Origin of the sequence: Rhodoferax sp., assembly GCF_025354435.1 — a bacterium.
Lineage (GTDB): Bacteria > Pseudomonadota > Gammaproteobacteria > Burkholderiales > Burkholderiaceae_C > Rhodoferax_B.
This window is the reverse complement of the sequence record NZ_JANXMU010000038.1, coordinates 88,902-104,549: the sequence shown is the minus strand read 5'-3', so window position 1 is coordinate 104,549 and position 15,648 is coordinate 88,902. Positions and strand designations below refer to the sequence as shown.

At 63.0% G+C, this 15,648-nt stretch carries 14 protein-coding genes and 3 tRNA genes; 5 read left to right on the top strand and 12 right to left on the bottom strand.

What is annotated here, in order from left to right; all coding sequences use genetic code 11:
• The 11 genes from Q0T48_RS10190 to Q0T48_RS10140 form a co-directional block, all read right to left on the bottom strand.
• The coding region (locus tag Q0T48_RS10190; RefSeq protein ID WP_295952948.1) for a GTP-binding protein at positions 1 to 120 on the bottom strand (120 nt) is incomplete at its 3' end.
• 87 nt (positions 121 to 207) lie between these two features.
• A tRNA-Thr gene (locus Q0T48_RS10185) sits at positions 208 to 282 on the bottom strand.
• A gap of 65 nt (positions 283 to 347) precedes the next feature.
• Positions 348 to 421: transfer RNA gene (locus Q0T48_RS10180), tRNA-Gly, on the bottom strand.
• A 97-nt stretch (positions 422 to 518) separates the two neighbouring features.
• Positions 519 to 604 (bottom strand) — tRNA-Tyr (locus Q0T48_RS10175).
• 114 nt (positions 605 to 718) lie between these two features.
• Positions 719 to 1,459 carry a uracil-DNA glycosylase gene (locus Q0T48_RS10170; RefSeq protein ID WP_295955874.1) on the bottom strand — a complete coding sequence of 247 codons (741 nt, stop codon included), beginning with the start codon at positions 1,457 to 1,459 and terminating at the stop codon, positions 719 to 721.
• Positions 1,460 to 1,469: 10 nt separating this feature from the next.
• A complete protein-coding gene (gene trpC / locus Q0T48_RS10165; RefSeq protein WP_295955871.1) occupies positions 1,470 to 2,264 on the bottom strand; it encodes an indole-3-glycerol phosphate synthase TrpC in 795 nt (264 codons plus the stop codon).
• 55 nt (positions 2,265 to 2,319) lie between these two features.
• Positions 2,320 to 3,075 carry a transglycosylase domain-containing protein gene (locus tag Q0T48_RS10160; RefSeq protein WP_295955869.1) on the bottom strand — a complete coding sequence of 252 codons (756 nt, stop codon included), beginning with the start codon at positions 3,073 to 3,075 and terminating at the stop codon, positions 2,320 to 2,322.
• A gap of 4 nt (positions 3,076 to 3,079) precedes the next feature.
• The gene (gene aroE / locus Q0T48_RS10155; protein WP_295955868.1) at positions 3,080 to 3,907 is read right to left on the bottom strand and encodes a shikimate dehydrogenase; all 828 of its coding nucleotides are present in this window, start codon (positions 3,905 to 3,907) and stop codon (positions 3,080 to 3,082) included.
• A 28-nt stretch (positions 3,908 to 3,935) separates the two neighbouring features.
• Positions 3,936 to 4,802, bottom strand: coding sequence for an energy transducer TonB (locus Q0T48_RS10150; RefSeq protein WP_295955867.1), 867 nt, complete (start codon positions 4,800 to 4,802; stop codon positions 3,936 to 3,938).
• The gene (locus Q0T48_RS10145; protein ID WP_295955865.1) at positions 4,799 to 6,862 is read right to left on the bottom strand and encodes an RNB domain-containing ribonuclease; all 2,064 of its coding nucleotides are present in this window, start codon (positions 6,860 to 6,862) and stop codon (positions 4,799 to 4,801) included. The genes Q0T48_RS10150 and Q0T48_RS10145 overlap by 4 nt, the downstream gene beginning before the upstream one ends.
• Positions 6,863 to 6,893: 31 nt before the next feature.
• Entirely contained in the window at positions 6,894 to 7,508 is a 615-nt protein-coding gene (locus Q0T48_RS10140) for a YqiA/YcfP family alpha/beta fold hydrolase (protein WP_295955863.1), read from the bottom strand.
• A gap of 111 nt (positions 7,509 to 7,619) precedes the next feature.
• On the opposite strand from Q0T48_RS10140, the gene Q0T48_RS10135 reads away from it, so the two are divergent.
• The 5 genes from Q0T48_RS10135 (at position 7,620) to Q0T48_RS10115 (ending at position 14,196) form a co-directional block, all read left to right on the top strand.
• Positions 7,620 to 9,185, top strand: a complete 1,566-nt coding sequence (locus Q0T48_RS10135; protein ID WP_295955862.1) for a GGDEF domain-containing protein — start codon at positions 7,620 to 7,622, stop codon at positions 9,183 to 9,185.
• Between the two features lie 26 nt (positions 9,186 to 9,211).
• Positions 9,212 to 10,366, top strand: a complete 1,155-nt coding sequence (gene rodA, locus Q0T48_RS10130) for a rod shape-determining protein RodA (protein ID WP_295955860.1) — start codon at positions 9,212 to 9,214, stop codon at positions 10,364 to 10,366.
• Between the two features lie 61 nt (positions 10,367 to 10,427).
• A complete protein-coding gene (tldD, locus tag Q0T48_RS10125) occupies positions 10,428 to 11,900 on the top strand; it encodes a metalloprotease TldD (RefSeq protein WP_295955858.1) in 1,473 nt (490 codons plus the stop codon).
• Positions 11,901 to 12,093: 193 nt separating this feature from the next.
• Entirely contained in the window at positions 12,094 to 13,215 is a 1,122-nt protein-coding gene (locus Q0T48_RS10120; protein ID WP_295955856.1) for a 3-deoxy-7-phosphoheptulonate synthase, read from the top strand.
• A gap of 66 nt (positions 13,216 to 13,281) precedes the next feature.
• Complete coding sequence (locus tag Q0T48_RS10115; RefSeq protein ID WP_295955854.1) at positions 13,282 to 14,196, top strand: hypothetical protein; 915 nt, start codon at positions 13,282 to 13,284, stop codon at positions 14,194 to 14,196.
• 63 nt (positions 14,197 to 14,259) lie between these two features.
• Here Q0T48_RS10115 and mpl read toward each other — a convergent pair whose 3' ends face one another.
• Positions 14,260 to 15,633 (bottom strand): UDP-N-acetylmuramate:L-alanyl-gamma-D-glutamyl-meso-diaminopimelate ligase, encoded by a 1,374-nt coding sequence (mpl, locus tag Q0T48_RS10110; RefSeq protein WP_295955852.1) that lies wholly within the window; start codon positions 15,631 to 15,633, stop codon positions 14,260 to 14,262.
• Positions 15,634 to 15,648: the final 15 nt, after the last annotated feature.

Sequence of the window (15,648 nt, the reverse complement as noted above, 5' to 3'; positions counted from 1 at the left end):
GAACTTGGCTGCCAGCACGGTGGTGATGGCGGCGGTCAGTGTGGTTTTGCCATGGTCAACGTGGCCGATCGTGCCCACATTGACGTGGGGCTTGGTACGTGTGAACTTTTCTTTTCCCATTTTTCAATTCTCCAAAGAGCTCCGAAAAAAATAAACCAAATTTACCCAACCGTCGCACCTACTGGATTCGGCGCGCCTTCAAAATACTGGTGCCCATTCCGGGAATCGGACCCGGGACCTCTCCCTTACCAAGGGAGTGCTCTGCCACTGAGCCAAATGGGCGTTTGTTTTGTTGCTGCGGAAGGCCCGAAGCAACAAAACCTTAACTTACTATTGACAAACGCCTTTGGAGCGGGAGACGGGAATCGAACCCGCGTCATTAGCTTGGAAGGCTAGGGTTCTACCATTAAACTACTCCCGCATTCAGGTGCCGTAGCACCCAAGACGAAACATTCACGCCAAACCCAAAACCCGCTTGTCAGTACTTTCAAAACTGGCTGTCATTGCTGACGTTTCGCTGGTGGAGAGGGCTGGATTCGAACCAGCGTACTCGTAAGAGGGCAGATTTACAGTCTGCTGCCATTAACCACTCGGCCACCTCTCCGGCGAAGCCTCAAATTATAGCACAGAGTTTTTCACTGACTAAACCTCTGTGTTGAATAGCTTTCAATCATACCGCGTTGTGGCGACCGATGGCTTGGGCTACTTAATTTTGTCTTCAGGCCGTGCGCGGCCAGTCGATAGCGGTTGCGCCCAACTGGGTCAAAAAACTATTGGCGCGCTGGAAGTGCCCGCAGCCTATGAACGGCGCGGGCGGACGCATTGCCGAGAGCGGAGACGGGTGGTTGGATTGCAACACCAGAATCTGATTGCCATAGTTTGCGGCGAGTTGCTGGACTAATGGCGCTTTGGTCTGGGCATGGGCTCCCCACAGCAGGTAGACGCACACTGGCGCGGTTTGTGCGACCTGCATGACCACCGCGTCCGTCAAGGCCTCCCAGCCGCGTTTGGCGTGGCTGGCGGGTAATCCGTCCTCGACCGTCAGGCAGGCATTGAGCAGCAAAACACCTTGTTCCGCCCAGGCGGCCAGAGATCCGCCCGGTGCACGGGGTGGCATGCCTTCTTGCTGGAGCTCTTTGAAGATGTTGCGCAGCGAGGGTGGTGGCTGGATGCCGGGCGCGACTGAAAATGCCAGTCCTTCGGCTTGGCCGGGGCCGTGGTAAGGATCTTGGCCCAGGATGACCACCTTGATAGCACTCAGCGGCGTGAGGGCTAGGGCGCGTAGGGGGTGTGGCGGGTAGATTGTGGCTTTCTGGGCCAGGCGCTGGTTTAGAAACTGGCCGAGCTGCTGGCCTCGCGCCGAGGCCAGAAAGTCCGCCACGCAAGGCTGCCAGTCGGGTGCGACGCAGGCCGCAGCCGGCGGCCAGCTTTGAAGGCAATCCTCTTGGAAAAGAGGCATTGCGGGCTCTTTATTGGGTGGTGAACAGGCCGGCCAACGCCACGCCAGGGTCGGCGGCGCGCATGAAGGCTTCGCCAACTAGGAAGGCATTGACTTTCGCGTCGCGCATGCGCTGCACATCGGCAGCGGTCAGAATGCCGCTTTCGGTGACCAGCAGGCGGTCGGCGGGCACGTCTTTTTGCAGGGCCAGCGTGGTGTCCAGGCTGACTTCAAAGGTACGCAGATTGCGGTTGTTGATGCCGATCAGCGGGGTTTTCAGCTTCAGGCTGCGCTGCAGTTCGGCCGCGTCGTGTACTTCCACCAGCACCGCCATGTCCAGCGAGCGGGCGATGGCCTCCAGCTCGGCCATGTGGCCATCGTCCAGGGCTGCGGCGATCAACAGGATGCAGTCGGCCCCCATGGCGCGGGATTCATAGACCTGGTAGGCATCAACGATGAAGTCTTTGCGCAGCACCGGCAATTGGCAAGAAGCGCGCGCTTGCTTTAGGTAATCCACCTGACCCTGGAAGAACTGTTTGTCTGTGAGCACAGACAAACAGGCCGCGCCATATTCGGCATAGCTTTGGGCGATGTCGGCGGGAATGAAGTCGGCGCGCAGCACACCTTTGGAGGGGCTGGCTTTTTTGATTTCGGCGATGACGGCGGCCTGCCCCGCAGCGATTTTCTTGCGCATGGCACCCACAAAGTCGCGGGTCAGCACGCGGGACTCTGCGTCGGCACGCATGTCTGCCAAGGAGGTGCGGCGCATTGCTGCGGTGATTTCTGTGCGCTTGACGGTGATGATTTGTTCGAGGATGTCAGACATGGAGGGGCTCAGGCAGTTTCAGCAGGAATGCCGCTGCATTATCCATCCCGGCCATTCAAGGCAGCTCGGCACTGGCCATGCGGGCCACGATGGTGGAGGCGCGGCTGCCCAGGTAGCCGGAATTGGGCAGTTTTTCAAAATACTTGGGCCGGGGCAACATCACGGCCAGCCGGGCGGCTTCAAATGCGCTGAGGCGGGAGGCCGGTTTGCGGAAATAGTGCTGGGCGGCGGCCTCGGCACCGAACACGCCTTCACCCCATTCCACGTTGTTCAGGTAGATCTCCAGGATGCGCTGCTTGTCCAGCAAGTGCTCCAGTAGCATGGTCAGCACGAACTCCTGGCCCTTGCGCAGCAGCGTGCGTTCGCCCGACAGCAGCAGGTTTTTTGCCAACTGCTGGGTGATGGTGGAGCCGCCGATGACCTTGGGCGGTTTGACCGGCTTGGCCGGGGCAGTCGTCTTGGCCTTGGCCGGGGCGGCCAGTTTGGCTGCGCGCTCCTGGGCTTTTTTGTTCTTGTCCCAGGCTTTTTCCAGCGCTTCCCAGTCCACGCCGTCGTGGTTGGTGAAGCTGCTGTCTTCCGAGGCGATGACGGCGCGTTTGAGGTTGTCCGAAATCTGGCTGTACGGCACCCATTCCTGCCGCCAGCGCAGCTGCGCGTCGGCACCGGTCAGCAGCCGCCAGGCCTCCGAGCGCTCAAACGCGGTGGATTGCGGATCCACGACCAGCATCAGGGCAATGCGGCCCACAAAGAACAGTTGCAGCGCCAGCGTGGCAAAAACCACCAGCACCAGCCAGCGCAGCAGGGGGCGCATCGCGTCAGCCCAGGGTGGCGCGCAGCTCGGCCAACACCTGTGCGGACGGCGGACGCACGCCGCGCCAGAGTAAAAAGCCCTCGGCGGCCTGCTCGACCAGCATGCCCAGGCCGTCGCGCGCAATGGCCTGGTACGCGCGGGCCCAGTCCATGAAGCCTGCGGCCGCCGGGCCGTACATCATGTCCAGCGCCAATGCACCGGGTTTGAGCACGCTGGGCGACACCGGTACGCCCGCGCCGCTCAAGCTGCTGGCGGTGGCGTTGACCACTACGTCATACGGCGTTTGTACGGCGGCCAGTTCGGCGCAGTCGACCTGCACACCGTGCGCCTGGGCCAGCGCCGCGTGGCGTGCCGCCAGCGCTTCGGCTTTGCCCAGGGTCCGGTTGGCCACGGTAATGCGGCGGGCCTGGGCGGCGATCAGCGGCCCCAGCACCCCGGCGGATGCGCCCCCGGCACCGATCAGCAGCACGTCGCGCCCGGCCAGGGCCACGCCGGCGTTGTTCTGGATGTCGTTGACCAGGCCTGCACCATCGGTGTTGTCGGCGTGGATACCGCCGTCGCGGAAATGCAGAAAGTTGCTGGCCCCGGCCAGTTGGGCGCGCGGCGACTGGTGGTCGGCGACTGCGGCGGCTTCAAATTTGAAGGGCACGGTGATGTTGCAGCCCAGCCCGCCCTCGGCGCGGAATGCGGCAATGGCCTGTGCAAAACCGTCCAGCGGCACCAGGCGCTTGTCGTATTGCAGGTTGTGGCCCATCAAGGCGGCAAACCGGCTTTGGATCCACGGCGACCGGCTGTGTTCTATCGGGTTGCCCATCACGCAATAGCGGTCCATACACGTACTTTCTGTCTAAAAAGGGGGATCAGGGCGTGGCGCCGACCTTGGTTTCCAGCGTCTGGTCGCGGGTGAAGCGAAAGCGTGACACCACCACCAGTTGGTCGACTTTAGCCCGCATCGCGTCGCTGAACAGGCCAAACGGCCCGGCATTGCGCACGATGGCCTCGGCGCGCCGGTCCAGCGTGCGGTTGCCCGAGCTTTCGGCGATCTGGGTGGCCAGCACCTGGCCGTCAAAGTTGACGGTGACGATCATGGTCAGCGCGCCATACAGCTTTTTGCCCGCTACTTCGGGGAAGTTCTCGGTGCCCCGGTCTTCCACCCGGCGGCGCAGGTTGTCGTAGTACACCGCGTACACCTCTTCGCGGGTGGCGGGGCTGACGTAGCGGCGCTTGGGGCGGGCGTTTTCCTGGTTGATGCGCCGCTCGATCTCGGCCAGCAGGTTCAGCAACTGGCGGCGCTTTTCTTCTTGTGCGGCGGCTTCGGGCGAGTTGCTGGCTTTTTTGGGGTCTGGAATGGGCAGGCTGGCCAGTTGCTGGGTTACCTGCGCCAGCAGCATGGTTTGCTGTTGCTGCATCGCGTCCATCTTGCGCTGCGTGGCCTCCATGGTTTCACCCAGGTCGGTGATGGCCGACGGCGGCAGCGGTGTGGTGGCCCGGCCTGCATCTGCCTCGCCGCCCCCGGCCAGTGATGCCTGGGCAATGGCCGTGGCGCGGTCGGGCGGGGTGGTGGATTTGGTGTTGACCAAAATCACCTCCAGCGGCGTGTCCTGGAACACCCGGTTGAAGGATTCGGGGTCGATGAAGCGCAGCGTCAGCAGCACCGCATGCAGGGTGATGGACACCCCCAGCGCCAGCTGCAGGGCGGTGAAGTTGCGTAAGAAGCGCCAGGTCACGGTGCAGGTTCGGCGGCGGATGCAGCGGCGGCTTCGGGCTCGTCCATATCGACGGCGATGGCGATCGGCCCGGCAGAGGTGTCTTCCTCGTCGTCCTCAGCTGCTTCGGCGGTTGCGTCAGATGCCATTTCGACCGGCGTGTCCAGCCGCTCGACCACGGTGCCGTGCACGTCCAGGGTGATTTCGTCGATATCACCCAGTTTGACCCGCACCTTGGCACCGCGTGGCGCATCGCCCATCACCGGCAACACCAGCGGCAGGCCGTCGGCGCGGACCATGCCGTCCTTGAATACGGTGCCGACGATCTCGGTGATGGCGTTTTGCTGCAGGTATTTCAGCGTCCAGAAGCGCTCCATCGCGCCCTGGTAGCCGTTGTAGGTGGCGTAGGCCGCGTCAAACATCGAAATGATGGAGAACAGATCGGCATCCTTGGGCTTGAACGGCGCGGCCAGGGCGGCGGTTTTTCCGTGCCGGGCGCAGGCAATGATCTGCCACTGGTTGACCAGGTCGGTGTAGCGGCGCAGGGGCGAGGTGCTCCAGGCGTAGCTTTTGACCCCGATGCCCGCGTGCGGCAGCGCCCTGGTGCCCATGCGCACCTTCACGCCGGGCAGCAGGCTGGCCTGGCTGCGGTAGATGCCGGGCACGCCGTTCTCGGCCATCCAGTTGCCCCAGGTGCTGTTGGCCAAAATCATGGCCTCGGCCACCATCAGATCCAGGGGCGCACCGCGCTGGCGGGTGGTGATCTGCACCTGCTCGTCGCCCACCGGTTCGTCGGCGGTTTTGCCGAGCAGCTTGAAGTTGTAGTCGGGCCGGTTGAAGTTCTCGGGCTTGCCGCGCACCACTTCCCGCTGGGCTTTCAGGTGTTTGGCGAGCTTATATAAAAATGATAGCTGCTCATGCTCAATGGATAAGCACGAGGTGCCAATTTCATGCTCAAAGTCTGGGTTCTCCAGCCACTCGGCCGTGACCAGCGTATCGAGCTGGTCGTGGCGCAGGTTGGCGGCAATGTGTACCCGCTCCAGCCGGGTCTCAGAAGCGGTGATCTCCAGCGTGTCCTCATCCAGCGTGACGTACAGCGATACGGCGGGGCAGTCGCGGCCCTCTTGCAAGGTGTAGTTTTGTACCACTGCGTCGGGCAGCATGGTCAGCTTGTAGCCGGGCATGTAGACGGTGGACAAGCGGGCGCGGCCCAGCTGGTCGATGGCGCTGCCCGGCGCAATGGCCAGGCCGGGCGCGGCAATGTGGATGCCCAGCGTCACCGTGCCCGTGCCCAGGCCTTGCACCGACAGCGCGTCGTCGATTTCGGTGGTTTGCGAATCGTCGATGGAAAACGCCTGCGCAGTGGACAGCGGCAGGTCGTCCAGGATCTGCGGCGCGTCCAGGGCCGGGAAGCCTGTGCCCTTGGGGAAGTTTTCCAGCAAAAAGCGCCGCCAGTGGAACTGGTAGGGCGAGTCGATGGCCCCGGCATGCTGCAGCAGCACCAGCGGGGCCTTGTGGGTGGCGCGGGATGCCTCGACCACGGCCTTGTATTCAGGGCCGTTTTTATCGGGTTTGAACAGTATTTTGTATAGCTGCTCACGCACGGCTGGCGGGCACGAGCCCTGGCTTAGCTCTTCTGCCCAGGCCGCAATTTGTATAGCAAGCTGCTGCTTTTTCTCGATGGCGGCCAGCGCCAGTTGCAGGATCTCGGCGGAGGCCTTGCGAAACCGCCCCTTGCCCGCGCGGCGGAAGTAGTGCGGCGCGTCGAACAGGCGCAGCAGCATGGCGGTTTGTTGCTCCAGCGTGGCTTTGTCGCTGAAATAGTCGCGCGCCAGGTCGGCAAAGCCAAAGTCGTCCTCGGGAGCGAACTCCCAGGCCATTTCCAGCTCAATGTCGGCGGCAACTAACTGGGCATCGCGCAACAGGATGGCGGGCGTGGGCTTGTCGAATTTCAACAGCAGGTTGGCGGCCTTGACCTTGACCCGCTTGCCACTGTCGAGCTCTACCTGCGCGGACGACTCCGCTTCGGACAAGATGCGGCCGGCCATGAATTTTCCGGCTTCTTCAAATAATGCAAACATGGGCTGAATTCTCCCATGCGCCGCGGCCGGTTTAGCCGGGCGGGGTTGCGGGCAGCAGATCGAGAAAGCGAAACACGCCGTCGATGTGCGCGTCAAAGTCGCTTAGCGCATGGTCGCCGCCCTCCAGCAGCATGGGCTGGGCGCTGGCGTAGCGGGTGTCCATTTCGCGCCAGTCCAGCACCTCGTCACCCTTGGCGACCAGTACGCGGTAGCGTTCGGGCGGGGGCTGGTTGTGCAGGGTCAGGGCCTGCAATTCGCCGATGAAGGCGGGTTCGAAATAGAAACGCTCTTTGGGGTTTTGCCAACTGGTTTGCTCGCCGATGTGCCGTGCCAGGTCCCGCTCTGGGTCTACGGCGGGGTTCAGCAGCACGGCCTTGCAGCCGGTGTGCTCGGCCACCCAGGTGGCGTAAAAACCACCCAGGGACGAGCCAACCACGGCCATCGTGGCCCATGGCCAGGCGGCGACGCCCTGGCGCAGCAGTTCGATGGCGGCCCGCGGCGAGGGCGGCAATTGCGGGCACCACCAGGTCACACCAGGGTGCTGCGCCTGCACGCGTGCGGCAACCTGGCGGGCCTTGGCCGACTGTGGCGACGAACGAAAGCCGTGGAGATACAGCAGATGGGTAGCAAAATGGGGCGTAAGCATGCGAAGATGCTATCAAAATCGTATGCACTCGCCGTTTGGATGCGGTGGGTGGAGCCATTACGATGGCCATTTTGGGGGGCGCAAGTCCCAACAGACTAACTACAGAGCTCCATGGCTGAACGATCCCCTGCTGAAATTGCGCGTGAAACCTTCAAGTTGCTCAGCGTCAAAAAGCTGCCCCCCACGCCCGAAAACTACCAGACGCTGTACCACGAGGTGGCCGGCACCATGGTGCCTGCGCATTTCCCGTTTGAACGTCTGCGTCTGATTGCGGCAGCCTTACCCGCGAAAAATCCCGGCCAGCAAAAACAATGCGGTCTGCTCGAATCGGCCATTACCCAGCGCAGCTGGGACGGCGTGCAAAACGCGCTGGTGGGCTATGCCGGTTTTGGCATGCTCGGTACCGCCTCCAATGGCCACTCGGGTTTTGGCGATAGCGGTTTTGCGCCGCCAGCCAGCTCGGCCAGTGCCCACAGCAACCCGGCGCTGACCCCCGAGTTCATGGAGCAAATTGCCCGACTGATCGACAACGCCCTGCCTGCATTGGGCTCCGACGATCCGCGTTTTGTGGAGCAGGCCCGCGAGCTGCTGGTGTTTATCCGCCAGCCGGTGCCGGATTTGCCACGCACCAAAACCATGCTGGCCAATTTCACGCACCGGCTGTCGTTCACGGCCGAAGACCAGTTCGAGATCAAAAACGCCTTGCTGCAGTTGTTGCACCTGCTGTTCACCAATATTGGCGAGCTGTGCCTAGACGACCAATGGCTGCGTGGCCAGATCGACGCGCTGGTGGTGGCATCCACCCCGCCCCTGAGCCTGCGCCGTCTGGACGATGTGCAGCGGCGGCTGGTGGATGTGATCGCCAAGCAATCCGAAGCCAAGGCCCGCGCCTTCGAAGCCCAGACGCAAATGCGCCAGCTGTTGGCCGCATTTGTGGACCGGTTGTCGCTGATGGGCGAGTCCAGCGGCGTGTACCACAGCAAAATTGAAGAATGCGCCCGCCAGATCGAGCAGGTGCAGACGATTGAAGAACTTGGCCCGGTGCTGCAAACCGCCCTCAGCGCCACCCGTAGCATGGCGCTGGACACGCAAAACTCGCGCGACCAGCTCCAGACCATGCGCGAAAAAACGGCCCAGGCCGAGGCCGAAATCAGCAAACTTCACTTGGAGCTGGACCGCGTCAGCGCCCAGGCCCGGCACGACCCGCTGACCGGTGCCCTCAACCGCCGCGGCATGGAGGAGGCCATCCAGCGCGAAATCGCCAACGCCCGGCGCAAGGGCACGCCGCTGTGTCTGGCGCTGCTGGACATCGACAACTTCAAAAAGCTCAATGACGACCTGGGCCATGAAGCCGGGGACGAGGCCTTGACCCACTTGGCCAACATCACCCGCGAATCCATGCGGCCACAAGACACCCTGGCCCGCTATGGCGGCGAAGAGTTTGTCATCGTGCTGCCTGACACTTTGCTGGAGCTGGGCGTGGTGGCCCTGACCCGGTTGCAGCGTGAGCTGACCAAGAAATTCTTTTTGCACGATAACCTGAAGGTCCTGATCACCTTCAGCGCCGGGGTAGCGCAGTTGGCCGAAGACGAATCGGGCAGCGACTGCATCAAGCGCGCCGACCAGGCCATGTACCTGGCCAAGCGCAACGGCAAGAATCGCGTCCTGGCGGGCTAGCCGCTGGCAGCCGCGATAATTGCGGCATGTCTGTTGTCTTTGAAAAACCTCCGCTGTGGCAGCGCGTTGGGCCGCTGTTTCGCGGCTTTGACGGTCCGCTGGCGTTTGCCGTCTTCATGCTGGTCTGTGCGGGCCTGCTGACCATGTACTCCTCGGGCTACGACCACGGCACGCGCTTTGTGGACCATGGCCGCAATATGTTGCTGGCGGGGGCTATTTTGTTCGTGGTGGCGCAAATTCCGCCGCAGCGGTTGATGGCGTTTGCCGTACCGCTGTACACCGTGGGTGTGGCCTTGCTGATTGCCGTGGCCATTTTTGGCGTGACCAAAAAGGGGGCCCGGCGTTGGCTCAACCTGGGCATCACCATCCAGCCCAGCGAAATTCTCAAAATCGCCATGCCCTTGATGCTGTCCTGGTGGTTCCAGCGGCGAGAGGGGCAGTTGCGGCCACTGGACTTTCTGGTCGGCGGCCTGCTGCTGGCGGTGCCGGTGGCGCTGATCGTCAAACAGCCGGACCTGGGTACCGCCATTCTGGTCATGACTACCGGGTTGTCGGTGCTGTTTTTTGCCGGGCTGAGCTGGAAGCTCATCGTGCCGCCGGTGTTGTTGGGGCTGGTGGCGATTGGTCTGGTGGTATGGAACGAACCCGCCCTGTGCGCCGACGGCGTGCGCTGGGTGGTGCTGCACGATTACCAGCAGCAGCGCATCTGCACCCTGATGGATCCCAGCCGCGACCCGCTGGGCAAGGGCTTTCACATCATCCAGGGCATGATTGCCATCGGCTCGGGCGGGGTGCTGGGCAAGGGCTTCATGCAGGGCACGCAAACCCATCTGGAATTTATTCCCGAGCGCACCACCGACTTTATTTTTGCGGCTTTTTCCGAAGAATTTGGCCTGATCGGCAACCTGCTGCTGATCACCGGTTTTTTGTTTCTAATCCTACGCGGGCTGGTGATCGCCATGGACGCGCCGACCCTGTTCTCGCGCCTGCTGGCGGGCAGCGTGACCCTGATCTTCTTCACCTACGCCTTCGTCAATATGGGCATGGTCAGTGGCATCTTGCCGGTGGTCGGCGTGCCCTTGCCCTTCATCAGCTACGGCGGCACGGCCATGGTGACGCTGGGGCTGGGGCTGGGCATTCTGATGTCGATCGCCAAGGCCCGGCGTTTGGTGCAGTCCTGACGCGGGCAGGGGGATCGCCGGGAGCCCGGCGGGCCCTGTGATCCGGGCCTAAAATGTCCCGATGATCTCTCGCGAACCCACCCTCGAACGTCTTGCCATTGCCCAATCGCTCCTGCTGGAGCCCTTTGGCCTGACACCCGCCCACCTGAGCCGCGCGCTGGCCGAAATCACCGCCCACAAGGTGGACGATGCCGATCTGTACTTCCAGTACACCCGCAGCGAGGGCTGGAGCCTGGAGGAGGGCATCGTCAAAACCGGTTCCTTCAGCATCGACCAGGGCGTGGGCGTGCGCGCCGTCAGCGGCGAGAAAACCGCCTTTGCCTACTCCGACGACATCTCGGAGGCGGCCCTGCTCGACGCGGCCCGCACGGTACGGTCTATTTCGGCTGCAGCGCAGAACAAGCGTGCGAAGGTTGCTACACAAAAAGTAGCAAAAAGCCGCAGCCTGTACCTCGGTGTGGACCCCATCGCTACGCTGGATAGCACCGCTAAGGTCAAACTGCTGGAGCGGGTGGAAAAGCTGGCCCGGGCCAAAGACCCGCGTGTGGCCCAGGTCATGGCCGGGTTGGCCGCTGAATACGACGTGGTGATGGTCGCACGTGCCGACGGCACCCTGGCTGCCGATGTGCGCCCGCTGGTGCGCTTGAGTGTCACCGTGATCGCTGAGGCCACTGTCAAAGGCGTGGTGCGCCGCGAAATGGGTTCGGGCGGCGGCGGCGGGCGCTTTGGCCTTGCCTACTTTGACGATGCCATGCTCAATGAATACGTGGATGCGGCCGTGCATGCCGCGCTGACCAACCTCGAATCCCGCCCGGCCCCGGCCGGTGTGATGACGGTAGTGCTGGGTTCCGGCTGGCCCGGCATCCTGCTGCACGAAGCCATTGGCCACGGGCTGGAAGGCGACTTCAACCGCAAGGGCTCCAGCGCCTTCAGTGGCCGCATCGGCCAGCGCGTGGCCGCCAAGGGCGTGACCGTGCTGGACGACGGCACCATCAGCGACCGCCGCGGCTCGCTGAATGTGGACGACGAAGGCTGTGCCAGCCAGCGCAATGTGCTGATCGAAGACGGCATCCTGAAGGGCTACATCCAGGACGCAATGAATGCCCGCCTGATGGGTGTCAAACCCACTGGCAATGGCCGCCGCGAGAGCTACGCCCACATCCCCATGCCGCGCATGACCAACACCTATATGCTGGGTGGCGACAAAGATCCGCAGGAAATCATTGGCAGCATCAAAAAAGGCCTGTACGCCAGCAACTTTGGCGGCGGCCAGGTGGATATCACCTCGGGCAAGTTTGTGTTTTCGGCCAGCGAAGCCTACTGGGTGGAAAACGGCAAGATCCAGTATCCGGTGAAGGGCGCGACCATCGTCGGCAGCGGCCCTGAGTGCCTGAAGAAGGTCAGCATGATCGGCAACGACATGAAGCTGGACCCCGGTGTCGGCACCTGTGGCAAAGAAGGCCAAAGCGTGCCCGTCGGCGTGGGCCAGCCCACCTTGCGCATCGACGGCCTGACCGTCGGCGGCACGGCTTGAGCGCTGTGGTACATTGAATCGCATGCATCAAAGCGTGTTTGCCTACTTTTACTTTTGGTTCTCGGTCCCCGGCGGATGAGAGGCTAAGTTGTAGACAAGCAAGCCCTTCATGAAAACCGCCGGAGCCTCAGCTCTCAGGCGGTTTTTTTTCGTCCCTTTTTTCCTTTTTATACAAAACCCACAGGAGCAGCCCATGAATGCCAAGACCCACCCCAGCAGCGACAACTGGTATGCGAGCGTCGAAAAAACCAGCAAAACCGACGACGAACGCATCAAGGACATCACCGTGCTACCTCCTCCAGAACACCTCATCCGCTTCTTCCCCATCAGCGGCACGCCGGTCGAGACGCTGATCTCTGACACCCGCAAAAACATCCACAACATCATGGCCGGCACCGACGACCGCCTGCTGGTGGTGATTGGCCCTTGCTCCATCCACGACCCCGCAGCGGCGCTCGAATATGCCCGCCGTCTCGTCGTGCAGCGCGAGAAATACGCCGACACGCTGGAGATCGTGATGCGTGTCTACTTCGAGAAGCCCCGCACCACCGTGGGCTGGAAGGGTCTGATCAACGACCCCTACCTCGATGAAACCTACCGCATCGATGAAGGCCTGCGCATCGCCCGCCAGCTGCTGATCGACATCAACCGCCTGGGCCTGCCCGCCGGTAGCGAGTTCTTGGACGTGATTTCGCCCCAGTACATCGGTGACCTGATCGCCTGGGGCGCGATTGGCGCACGCACCACCGAGAGCCAGGTGCACCGCGAACTGGCCTCCGGCCTGTCGGCCCCTATCGGCTTCAAGAACGGCACCGACGGCAATATCCGCATCGCCACCGATGCCATCCAGGCGGCCGCCCGCGGCCACCACTTCCTGTCGGTGCACAAAAACGGCCAGGTCGCCATCGTGCAGACCAACGGCAACAAGGACTGCCACGTCATCCTGCGCGGCGGCAAAGCGCCCAATTACGACGCCGCCAGCGTGACCGCAGCCTGCGCCGAGCTCAGCGCCGCCAAAATGCCCGCCACCCTGATGGTCGATTGCAGCCATGCCAACAGCAGCAAGCAGCATGAAAAGCAAATCGAGGTGGCCCGCGACATCGCTGGCCAGGTGGCCGGTGGTTCGCACCAGGTGTTCGGTCTGATGGTGGAAAGCCACCTGGTCGAAGGCGCACAAAAGTTCACCCCCGGCAAGACCGACCAGAAGTCTTTGGCCTACGGCCAGAGCATCACCGATGCCTGCCTGGGCTGGGACCAGTCTTTGCAGACCTTGGAAATTTTGTCTGCCGCAGTCCAGGCCCGTCGGGTAAGCTGAGTTGCACGCAGCGAATCTGCACCCTTTACGGTGCGGATTCGTTGACTTTGTGAACGGAGCAGCAGCATGGCACTAGATCGCCCTATTTTCTGGCTGGGTTTGGCGGGGCTGTCGCCGCAGCAGCGGGCCGCTTTGGTGGCCGTCTTGCCCAGCCAGCCGACCAGCTTGCCCGCCTGGCGGGTGGCCAAGTTTTCCGAAGCTGATGCTTGGTGCATCAGCGGCGCGGCCGCCCGGCTGCACGACGACGGCACCCTGGCCGTACCCGACAGCCGCAGTGCTGAATCCGACTTGCTGCTCCAACTGGACCAGGTGGACCGGCCACTGGCCTTTACCACCCCCTTGTCGGCCCCCGAAATTGAACCGCTGACCACTTTTGAGCCCGAATCCGAGCGCGCGGTGCGCATGGTGCTGAAAAAGTTCGAGGCTTGGCTGCAGCCTTTGCGGGCCCAGTATTTTTTAGGGGCCCTGCTGCACCAGCGGGTGGGCGGTCTGCCGCACGCGGTCTGCGAGCTGACACACCAGACGGTTTTGCTGGCGGTGGTGGATATCCCTAGGCGGCGGATCGATTATTTGGTGGATACCAGCCCGGTGCAGCTGGAGCAGGCTGTGTGGAACCAGCGTGCGTCCAGCCCCGACGCGCTGCCGCCCCGGTTCAGGCAAGCAAGTTTGCGGGCGGTGATGTGGCAGTTTGCCCAGCACTCGGCTGCCGACCTGTTGCCTGCGGCGTTCAAAACCGATGGCATCCGCCTGCTGCGCCCGCCCCAGGTGCCTGAGGCCTGGCTCAAGGACTCCCAGCGCACGGTGTTGCGCGTGCTGGAAACCGGCCCGGCCAGCCTGGCGCAGTTGCTGCAAAGCGGTGTGAACCCCGAGCAACTGGTGCGCGACCTGGGCAGCCTGTACTTTGATGGTGCGGTGTCTACTGTTTCGGGTGACGTGCCGTGGTTGTCATCGGCCAACCTGCGCCCATCGGATTTCGGTTGATCGTCCTTATTTAAGAATTTAAGCAAAAAGTGCCTGTAGCGTAGATTCCACCTGCGCAAGCTGCTATTTATTTTGTAGTGCGCTTAAAAGTTTGGCGTGGATGCCGCCAAAGCCGCCGTTGCTCATGCACAGGACGTGGTCGCCTGGCTGGGCCGCTGCCACCACCTGCGCTACCAGTGCGTCCACCGTGTCGGCCACCTGGGCCCGGGCACCCATGGGTTCCAGGGCGCTGCGGGCATCCCAGCCCAGGCCGCCACTGTGGCAAAACGCCAGGTCGGCATCTTCCAGGCTCCACGGCAACTGGGCTTTCATCGCCCCCAGTTTCATGGTGTTGCTGCGCGGCTCGAACACCGCCAGGATGCGCTGGCCCGGCCCGATGCGGCGGCGCAGGCCGTCCACCGTGGTGCGGATGGCGGTGGGGTGGTGGGCAAAGTCGTCGTACACGGTGATGCCGCGCACGCTGCCAATCACTTCCATGCGCCGCTTCACGTTCTGGAACGCGCCCAGCGCCCGTGCCGCCACATCGGCGGGCACGCCCACGTGGTCGGCGGCGGCAATGGCGGCCAGCGCATTGAGCTGGTTGTGCACGCCGCCCAGCGCCCATTCCACCGTGGCCACCGGTTGGCCCTGCTGCAGCACCTGGAAGTGGTGCGGTTCGCCCTGGGCGGTGAAGTCGCTCACCGCCGCGCCAAAGCTGCGCACTTCGCTCCAGCAGCCCTGGTGCAGCACGCGGGCCAGGCTTTCTTCCAGCCCGTTGGTGACCACCCGGCCGGTGCTGGGCACGGTGCGCAGCAGGTGGTGGAACTGGCGCTCGATGGCGGGCAGGTCGTCAAAAATATCCGCGTGGTCGAATTCCAGGTTGTTCAGCACCGCCGTGCGCGGGCGGTAATGCACAAACTTGCTGCGCTTGTCGAAAAAGGCGGTGTCGTACTCGTCGGCCTCGATCACAAAGGTCTTGCCCGCGCCCAAACGCGCGGACACCCCAAAGTTCAACGGCACGCCGCCGACCAGAAAGCCCGGTTGCAGCCCGGCGTGTTCCAAAATCCAGGCCAACATCGCGGTGGTGGTGGTTTTGCCGTGCGTACCGGCCACGGCCAGCACATGGCGGCCTTGCAACACGTGCTCGGCCAGCCACTGCGGGCCACTGGTGTAGGGCAGGCCCGCGTCCAGAATGGCTTCCATCAGCGGAAATTTGGGGCTGCCGTCGACCGTGCGGGCGCGCGACACCACGTTGCCAACCACGAACATGTCCGGCTCCAGCGCCAACTGGTCGGCCGAGAAACCTTCGATCAGCCCGATGTCCAGTGCGCGCAACTGGTCGCTCATGGGGGGGTAGACCCCCGCGTCGCAACCGGTAACCCGGTGCCCAGCCTCCCGCGCCAAAGCGGCCAAACCTCCCATGAAGGTGCCGCAAATACCCAAAATATGAATGTGCATGCGGGGATTTTAGGG

Excerpts from the sequence above, each read along its gene's own strand:
- mpl (WP_295955852.1), bottom strand. The coding sequence starts at position 15,633 with ATGCACATTCATATTTTGGGTATTTGCGGCACCTTCATGGGAGGTTTG.
- Q0T48_RS10170 (WP_295955874.1), bottom strand. The coding sequence starts at position 1,459 with ATGCCTCTTTTCCAAGAGGATTGCCTTCAAAGCTGGCCGCCGGCTGCG.
- Q0T48_RS10120 (WP_295955856.1), top strand. The coding sequence starts at position 12,094 with ATGAATGCCAAGACCCACCCCAGCAGCGACAACTGGTATGCGAGCGTC.
- trpC (WP_295955871.1), bottom strand. The coding sequence starts at position 2,264 with ATGTCTGACATCCTCGAACAAATCATCACCGTCAAGCGCACAGAAATC.
- Q0T48_RS10115 (WP_295955854.1), top strand. The coding sequence starts at position 13,282 with ATGGCACTAGATCGCCCTATTTTCTGGCTGGGTTTGGCGGGGCTGTCG.
- Q0T48_RS10135 (WP_295955862.1), top strand. The coding sequence starts at position 7,620 with ATGGCTGAACGATCCCCTGCTGAAATTGCGCGTGAAACCTTCAAGTTG.
- Q0T48_RS10145 (WP_295955865.1), bottom strand. The coding sequence starts at position 6,862 with ATGTTTGCATTATTTGAAGAAGCCGGAAAATTCATGGCCGGCCGCATC.
- tldD (WP_295955858.1), top strand. The coding sequence starts at position 10,428 with ATGATCTCTCGCGAACCCACCCTCGAACGTCTTGCCATTGCCCAATCG.
- rodA (WP_295955860.1), top strand. The coding sequence starts at position 9,212 with ATGTCTGTTGTCTTTGAAAAACCTCCGCTGTGGCAGCGCGTTGGGCCG.
- Q0T48_RS10140 (WP_295955863.1), bottom strand. The coding sequence starts at position 7,508 with ATGCTTACGCCCCATTTTGCTACCCATCTGCTGTATCTCCACGGCTTT.
- Q0T48_RS10160 (WP_295955869.1), bottom strand. The coding sequence starts at position 3,075 with ATGCGCCCCCTGCTGCGCTGGCTGGTGCTGGTGGTTTTTGCCACGCTG.
- aroE (WP_295955868.1), bottom strand. The coding sequence starts at position 3,907 with ATGGACCGCTATTGCGTGATGGGCAACCCGATAGAACACAGCCGGTCG.